The 7,175-nt window shown below is 70.8% G+C and carries 10 protein-coding genes and 1 pseudogene; 6 read left to right on the top strand and 5 right to left on the bottom strand.

From position 1 onward, the window contains the following. Positions 1-261: response regulator transcription factor (locus VE172_RS08910; protein ID WP_324800073.1), on the bottom strand; the 261-nt coding region annotated here is incomplete at its 3' end. Positions 262-414: 153 nt separating this feature from the next. Here VE172_RS08910 and VE172_RS08905 point away from each other — a divergent pair. The 4 genes from VE172_RS08905 to VE172_RS08890 are packed head-to-tail and all read left to right on the top strand — an operon-like array spanning position 415 to position 2,960. After that, complete coding sequence (locus VE172_RS08905; protein ID WP_324800070.1) at positions 415-765, top strand: VOC family protein; 351 nt, start codon at positions 415-417, stop codon at positions 763-765. Between the two features lie 12 nt (positions 766-777). Beyond that, on the top strand, positions 778-990 hold the full coding sequence (locus VE172_RS08900) for a hypothetical protein (RefSeq protein WP_324800067.1): 213 nt from the start codon (positions 778-780) through the stop codon (positions 988-990). Positions 991-1,014: 24 nt separating this feature from the next. Continuing rightward, entirely contained in the window at positions 1,015-1,635 is a 621-nt protein-coding gene (locus VE172_RS08895; RefSeq protein WP_324800064.1) for a VOC family protein, read from the top strand. After that, complete coding sequence (locus VE172_RS08890) at positions 1,635-2,960, top strand: MFS transporter (RefSeq protein WP_324800062.1); 1,326 nt, start codon at positions 1,635-1,637, stop codon at positions 2,958-2,960. The genes VE172_RS08895 and VE172_RS08890 overlap by 1 nt, the downstream gene beginning before the upstream one ends. Here the strand turns inward: VE172_RS08890 and VE172_RS08885 are convergent. Together VE172_RS08885 and VE172_RS08880 are read right to left on the bottom strand one after the other, a co-directional pair. After that, positions 2,891-3,847: a tyrosine-type recombinase/integrase gene (locus VE172_RS08885; protein ID WP_324800059.1), complete on the bottom strand. Its 957-nt coding sequence runs from the start codon at positions 3,845-3,847 to the stop codon at positions 2,891-2,893. The two genes, VE172_RS08890 and VE172_RS08885, sit on opposite strands and share 70 nt — an antisense overlap. 4 nt (positions 3,848-3,851) lie before the next feature. Then, positions 3,852-4,451: a TetR/AcrR family transcriptional regulator gene (locus VE172_RS08880; RefSeq protein ID WP_324800055.1), complete on the bottom strand. Its 600-nt coding sequence runs from the start codon at positions 4,449-4,451 to the stop codon at positions 3,852-3,854. A gap of 89 nt (positions 4,452-4,540) precedes the next feature. Between VE172_RS08880 and VE172_RS08875 the strand changes: the two genes are divergently transcribed. Next, positions 4,541-5,506, top strand: coding sequence for an NADP-dependent oxidoreductase (locus tag VE172_RS08875; RefSeq protein WP_324800052.1), 966 nt, complete (start codon positions 4,541-4,543; stop codon positions 5,504-5,506). Between the two features lie 5 nt (positions 5,507-5,511). Here the strand turns inward: VE172_RS08875 and VE172_RS08870 are convergent, their stop codons facing one another. Then, complete coding sequence (locus tag VE172_RS08870) at positions 5,512-6,078, bottom strand: GNAT family N-acetyltransferase (protein ID WP_324800050.1); 567 nt, start codon at positions 6,076-6,078, stop codon at positions 5,512-5,514. A 25-nt stretch (positions 6,079-6,103) separates the two neighbouring features. Then, positions 6,104-6,742 (bottom strand): hypothetical protein, encoded by a 639-nt coding sequence (locus tag VE172_RS08865; protein WP_324800047.1) that lies wholly within the window; start codon positions 6,740-6,742, stop codon positions 6,104-6,106. A 174-nt stretch (positions 6,743-6,916) separates the two neighbouring features. Between VE172_RS08865 and VE172_RS08860 the strand changes: the two are divergent. After that, positions 6,917-7,175, top strand: a pseudogene (locus tag VE172_RS08860) (hypothetical protein); the annotation flags it as partial.

The raw sequence follows: 7,175 nt of genomic DNA, 5'->3' as shown, positions 1-7,175 counted from the left end.
TTCCCGCGCCCGACCGACGAACGACGTCAGCGGCGTCGGCAGCGACGGGGCGGCGGCCGCCCCGCCCGCGAGGCCCTCGGCGTGGCGCGCCAGCGCGCGCCGGTCGGCCACCTCGAGCTTGCGCAGCAGCGACGACACGTGGCTTTCCACGGTGCGCACCGAGATGTACAGGCGCGCGGCGATCTCGGCGTTGCTCAGATGCTCGCCGAGCAGCGCCAAAACCTCGGCCTCGCGCGCCGAGACCTCCCACGCCGTGGCCATCCGTGCCCCCTTCCGTACCGCGAATCCGTGGCCGAGTCCGTGGAGTTCACGGATGCGCATCGGCCGCGCCGAGGAAATGCTGGCAGCAGTTCCCGTTCGTCCGCACCGAACGTACACATCGGGCCAAGGGGCCCCGCGCATCAAGGAGAAATCGTGACCACCACCCACCGCATCAAGACCGTCCTTCACCCCGTGTCCGACCTGTCCGCGGCCAAGGACGTCTACGCCGCCATGTTCGGCATCGCTCCCCAGACCGACTCGCCGTACTACGTCGGCTTCGACATCGACGGCCAGCACGTCGGCCTGGTGCCCGGCGGCGGGCCGCAGGGCATGACCTCGCCGGTGACGTACTGGGAGGTCAGCGACATCGACGCGAAGCTCGCCGAGCTCACCGCGGTCGGCGCCACCGTCACCGAGGCCGCCCACGACGTCGGAGGCGGACGCGTGATCGCCACCGTCGCCGACACCGACGGCAACGTCATCGGCCTGCTGCAGGACAAGTAGGGACTGCCCGCCATGCCCAAGCGCATTCGCCAGATCCATCGCTGGTTGTCGATGACCTTCCTGGTCACCGTCGCCGCCGGCTTCGTCGTCCTGTTCCAGGGCGCCAAGCCCGACGACCCCGCCTTCCTCGTGTTCTACACGCCGCTGCCGCCGTTGGCGGTCCTGGTGATCACCGGGGTCTACATGTTCCTGCTGCCGTACCGCGCCAAGCGGCGCGCCCGCTAAAACCATCCACCGAAAGGAACCGTCATGTCCGCCATCGCATCCATCACCCTCGAAGTCCCCGATCCCGTTGCCGCCCAAGCCTTCTACGCCGACGCCTTCGGGCTCCACGCCGAGGTGCTGGCCCGCGCCGCCCAGGCACCCTCGACGGGTTTCCGCGGCTTCGCCGTGTCGCTCGTGGTCTCCCAACCCTCCACGGTCGACAGTCTCGCGGGCACCGCGCTGGCGGCGGGGGCCACGGTGCTCAAGCCCGTCGCCAAGAGCTTCTGGGGCTACGGCGGCGTCATCCGGGACCCATACGGCACGATCTGGAAGCTCGCCTCGTCGTCCAAGAAGGACACCGCGCCCGCCAACCGCGTCATCGACGACATCGTGCTGCTGCTGGGCGTCGACGACGTGGCGGCGACCAAACGCTTCTACGCCGACAACGGCCTGACGGTGGCCAAGAGCTACGGCCGCAAGTACGTCGAGTTCGCCACCTCACCCATCAAGCTGGCGCTGTACGGACGCCGCGCCGCCGCCAAGGACCTCGGCGTCGCCGTCGACGGCGACGGCTCCCATCGCCTGGTCATCAACGGCGACAACGGTTGCCTCACCGACCCCGACGGGTTCGCGTGGGATGCCGCGGGCTGCGAGGCCGCCCGCTGATGCTCTCCCGCCTCATTCCCGCCCCCTACCGCCCCGTGCTGGCCAATCGGGTGTTTCGGCGCCTGATCGCCGGGTTCGGCGTTTCGAACCTGGGCGACGGGATGAGCGTTGTCGCGGTGGCGTGGCTGGCCAACATCCTCGCACCACACCATGGTGCGGGGTTGTGGGTCGGCGGCGCCGTCGCCGCCTACACGCTGCCCGGGGTGGTCGGCGCGCTGGCGTTCGGACGCCTGCTGCGCCGCATGCCGGCCAAGCGGCTCATGCTGGCCGACAACCTGTTGCGCGCCGTGTTCCTCGGCGCCGTCCCGTTGGCCTGGTTGGCCGGGCTGCTGAGCCTGCCGCTGTACATCGCGTTGCTCGCCGTGTCGTCGCTGCTGCACGCGTGGGGCAACGCGGGAACCTATACGCTGCTGGCCGAGCTGGTGCCATCGCGGCAGCGGCTCGCCGCCAACACCCTGCTCGGATCGCTCAACTTCGCCTCCACCATCGTCGGACCCGTCGTCGCCGGTGTCGCGGTGACGTACGTCAGTGCCGCCGTGGTGCTCGGCCTGGACGCGCTCACCTACCTGTTCCTCGCCGTGGTCATCGCGCGCCTCCGCCTCCCGGCGTCGCGGCACGTCACCCTCATCGACCAAACCGCCGCGCGCGGCGGTTTCGCCCTGCTGCGTGCCAGGCCCGCATTGCTCGGCCTGCTCGCCCTCACCTGGTTCTTCTACCTGCTGTACGGCCCCGTCGAAGTCGCCCTGCCGCTGCACGTGTCCCAAGACCTGCACGCGCCCGGAACCCTACTTGGTCTCTATTGGACGCTGTACGGCATTGGCGCGCTGGTCGGCGGGCTCGCGGTGGGTGCGCTGCGGCGCCTTCCACTGTGGCCGACGACCATCGCCATCATCATCGGGTGGGGCGCGGCGCTGCTGCCGTTCGGATTCGGCGCGCCGACCGCCGCCACCATCGCCGGTCTCACCATCGGCGGAGTCATCTACGGGCCGTTCGGCGCGCTGTCGGTGACGCTGATGCAGGAGACGGCCCCTCCGCGACACCTGGCGTCGATGCTGGCCGCCCGCAGCGCGGTGCTGCTCACCGCCTCGCCGATCGGTACCGCCCTGGGCGGCCCGCTGACCGCAGCCATAGGCCCGCGACTCACGCTCGGCGCGTCGGGACTGGGCACCGTGGCCCTCGGCGTTGTCGCGTGCGTCGCGCTGCTGGCTCGACGCCGCGCCACTGGCCGCATTGGTTCGACGCCCGTTGGTGCCGTTCAGTCCCGCCCCGGTAGCCGCAGCCGATCCACCGCGTCGCGGCGGCGCCGCGCGGGACGCCGGTCGTAGCGCACCGTGGTGTCGGGGGAGGCGTGGCCCACCAGCTGCTGCGTCGTGGCCACGTCCACGCCGGCGTCCAGCAGCTCGCCGATGAAGGTGCGGCGAAAGTCGTGCGGCGTGAACCCGCCGCCCACCCGTCGCGCCAGCATGTCGGCGATGGCCTGGCCCGACATCGCGCTCAACGCCCCGTCGCGGCGCCGCAGCCGACCCGACTTGGCGATCGGATTGAACAGGGCGCCCTCGCCGCGTCCCCGCACCGCCAGCCACGCCCCGACCCGTTCCGCCGCGCCCACGGTGAGGTGCACCAGCCGCTGCTTGTTTCCCTTGCCGTGCACGGCGATGGCGCGCTCGCCGAGGTCCAGGTCGTCCACGCCGATCCCGCAGATCTCGGCGCGGCGGCACCCCGTGGAGTGCAGCACGGCGATGATCGCGGCGTCGCGCGCGCCCGCGGGCGAGTCGTCGGCGTCGCAGGCCGCCAGCGCCCCGGCGATCACGGTCCCGTCGATGTGACGTCCGCGCGGCAACCGTTGCCCCGCAAGCGATTCCACCGACGCCGCCTGCTGGTAGTCCTCGCCCGACATCAGCCGCAGCTTCCAGGCCTCCTTGAGGACCCGCCGCACCGCCACCAGGTGCTTGTTGATGTACGACGGCGCCATGCCCGCCTCCCGCAGCAGCGCGGGCAGGCGGCTGGTGTGCCGATACCGCAACAGATGCCACGGCTGCCCGGCGCCGGTGGCGGCCTCGTCCCCGGACATCAGCCGCGCCACCCGGTCGAGGCACCCGGCCATGGTGCGGCGGGATTCGGGGCTGGGCAGGGAATCCAGGTACGCGCGGTACGCGTCGGCGGTGGTGCCGATGGGGGAGAGGTCCTGGCCGTGTCGCCGCATGTCGGTCATGCGGTCAGCCGAGGTGGGGTGGCTGGTCGGGAAGCGGGCTGGCGCCCTCGGGGCGCAGCCCGTCGAGGATGATCGACAGGTAGCGGCGCCACAGGTCGGGGGAGGCGTCGGGGACGTTGGCGGCGACGTAGTTGGGCGCGCACATCAGCAGGAACACGTCGGCGCCGGTGATGTCGGTGCGCACCGCGCCCCGCGAGCGGGCCCGTTCCACCAGCCGGTCGACGACGTCGAGCATGTGCGCCCGCACCTTCGCCACGTCCTCCATGGATTGGCTGGCGGCGGCCAGGAACGACAGGTCGCGTTCCTGCCGCTGCCGTGCCGCGGCGGTGAGGAACTCGCGCAGCGCCTCGCCCGCGTCCTCGGCGTCCAGGAGCCGTTCGCCGAGCGTGCTGAGCCTTTCGCCGCGGTCGATCAATATCGCGGCGATCAGCTCGTCCTTGGTGGCGAAGTGGCGAAAGACGGTGCCCTTGCCGACGCCGGCGCGCCGCGCGATGTCGGCGACCGAGGCGCCCAGGCCGTGCTCGGCGAACTCGTCGGCGGCCGCGGTCAGCAGCAGGCGCTGGTTGCGGGCGGCGTCGGCGCGCAGCGGACGGTTCGGTGGCATGCCGCTAGCCTACCAAGTTGACCCCGTGGTCCGGTTAGTGTTAGCCTTCCGCTTAACATGACCACAAGGTCCGCTTACGGAGGTTCACCATGAAGGCGATCGTCGCCACCGACTACGGCCCGCCCGAGTCCTACACCCTCGCCGACATCCCGGCGCCCCGCCCCGGGCCCGGCCAGCTCCAGGTGCGCATCGCTGCGGCCTCGATCAACCCGGCTGACGTGCGCATACCCAGCGGCGAGTTCCGCGAGCAGACGCCCCTGACGTTCCCGCACGTCCCGGGAAACGACTTCGCCGGGACGGTCAGCGAAATCGGGCCCGGGGTCGAGGGCTATCGGGTCGGGGACGACATCTTCGGCATGGCCGTGCCGCGCGCCCTGCGCGACCTGGTCGGGGGCACCCGCCCGTCGCTGAGCACCGGGGCGTTGGCCGAATACGCGGTCGTCGAGGCCGACACCCCGTTCCTGACGCACCGTCCCGCGGGCCTGAACGTCGACGACGCCGCGGCCCTGCCCACGGTCGGCCTGACCGCACGGGCCGTGATGGCGACGGCGAAGATACGACCGGGCGAGACGGTCCTCGTCGTCGGCGCCACCGGGGGAGTGGGCACCGCGGTGCTGTCCCTGCTGGCGGCCGACGCGAAGGCGATCGCCACAGCCAAACCCGCCGACGCGCCGCTGCTGCGCGAGCTCGGCGCGGCCGAGACCATCGGCTACGACCCGAGCGAATACCCGTCCGCAGTGGACGCCGCGTTCAACCTGACGCTCCCCGGCGACCAACTCACCGGCATCGCCGCCACCCTGCGGCCGGGGGGCCGCCTGGTGTCCATCACGTTCCCCATGACGCGACCGGAATGGCTGGGCCGCGACGACATCGACCTGCACGTCGTGTTCGACATGGACGGCAAGCTGGGTGGCATGCGCGAGGTCGCAGCGGACGCCGAGGGCGGCCGGTTGCGGGCCGTGATCGGGCGCCGCTACCCCTTCGACCAGGCACGCGACGCGCTGGTGGACTTCGCGCGCCGCCACACCACGGGCAAGCTGGTCGTGCGCTTCTGAAACCCTTACCGCGCGGGCGTTTCCGCGCGCAGCCACGCGTCGCGGGTGATCTCGTACCACACCTCGCCGTGTTCGGTGCCGGGCAGCGGGTCGTCGAAGTGTTCGTGGAACACGCGAACCAGCCGCAGCCCGGCCTTCTCCATCACCCGGCGGGAACGAGTGTTGACGAACATCGTCTCGGCCCCGACGCGCTCGGCGCCCAGGTCGGTGAAGGCGTGCGCGACCAGGGCGCGGGCGCCCTCGGTGGCCAGGCCCCTGCCCCACTCCGCGGTGCGCAATCGCCAGCCCACGCCCGGGGCCCGCGGGCCGTCGTCGCCGACCTCGAGGCCGAACCAGCCCAGGAACGCGCCGGTGCCGCGGTCCTCGGCGATGAACCGCCCGTGGTCGCGGTCGGCGCGCTGGGCCTCGATGGTGGCGGCCAGCTCGGCGGCGACCTGCTCGCGCGCGGGCGGGTGCCGGTCGAGGTAGCGCATCACCTCGGGATCGTGGTTCAGCGTGTCCAACAGGTCCAGGTCATCGGGGCGCGGGTGGCGCAGGGTCATGCGCTCGGTGATCAGGTACGCATCGGACATGTCGCGGACGATAGCGACGCGGCCGTCACGGCGCCACGAGTTTTTCCTCGGAGGGTTCGGTGGCGCGCTTCAGCAGCGGCCAACCCAAGGGCGCCAAGGCAAGCCACATGCACAGGCACGCCAGCGGCATGATGGGTTGACGCGCGGGGCCGTCGAAGACGATTTCGTAGAGGACGAACAGGACCAGCGTCGCCAGGACGAGAAGCAGCGTCAGCATTCGGATGCGTTTCAGGACGGCCAGCTGAATGATCAGGACCAGGAATCCCAGGTAGACCAGCTGCGTGCCCGGTCCGTACAGGATCGCCTCGACGCCGGGGATGCCGCGAACCTGGTGGTCTATGGCGTCGTGGTTGGCGCCGCCCATGACGGCGAAGCCCGTGCCGAGGTCGACGAGCATCTCGGCGATCGACGCGGCGACGCTGATCAGCGCCACCCCCAGGCTCACCCGGGCGACGACCTGGGCGGCCCCGTGGCTGCGGACCCGGCGGTACAGCTCGATGCACACGATCGTCAGGCAGACGAAGCCGATGAGCCACACCGCGTGCGCGATCGTCGATTGCGGTTCGGCTCCTTCGTTGCCGCCGAGCATCTGGAAGGCCCAGCCTCCGAGCTGGCCCACGGGCGCGAGGATGAGCGACCATCCGGCGATTCGATTCCACGTCATGGACGAAGCGTAGACATACAGAGAAAGTTCTGCAAGTAGTTCTCTGTACGGTTTTTCGGCATAATCTGCGGGAACTTGCCTTCCCGCAAGTTAGTTGCTCGCGGCAGAGCAACATGTTTTAGTATTTGTTATTTAAATAAAACAGAAAACCAGAAAATAGTTTATGCTGCTCACGTGAAAACCGCGACGAACTGTCGGCGCTGCGGCGCCGCGCTGCCCCAACAGCAGGGGCGGGGCCGCCCCCGCCTGTATTGCGACAACGGCGACTGCCAACAGGCGGCAAAACGCCAACGCCAACTGCGCCGCACCACCCCGGGGCTCGAGGGCGCCCTGGCCCGCGCCGAGGACCTGTACGAGCGCGCCGAAACCGACCTGGCCGCCGCCCTGGCGCCCCTGGCCGAGGCGCTGCGGCTCGAACTCGACCCCGCGCGCG

Origin of the sequence: Stackebrandtia sp. (assembly GCF_035643755.1) — a bacterium.
In the GTDB taxonomy this organism is placed as follows: Bacteria; Actinomycetota; Actinomycetes; order Mycobacteriales; family Micromonosporaceae; genus Stackebrandtia.
Note: the sequence above shows the minus strand (reverse complement) of the source record. Positions and strands in the feature narration are given on the sequence as shown.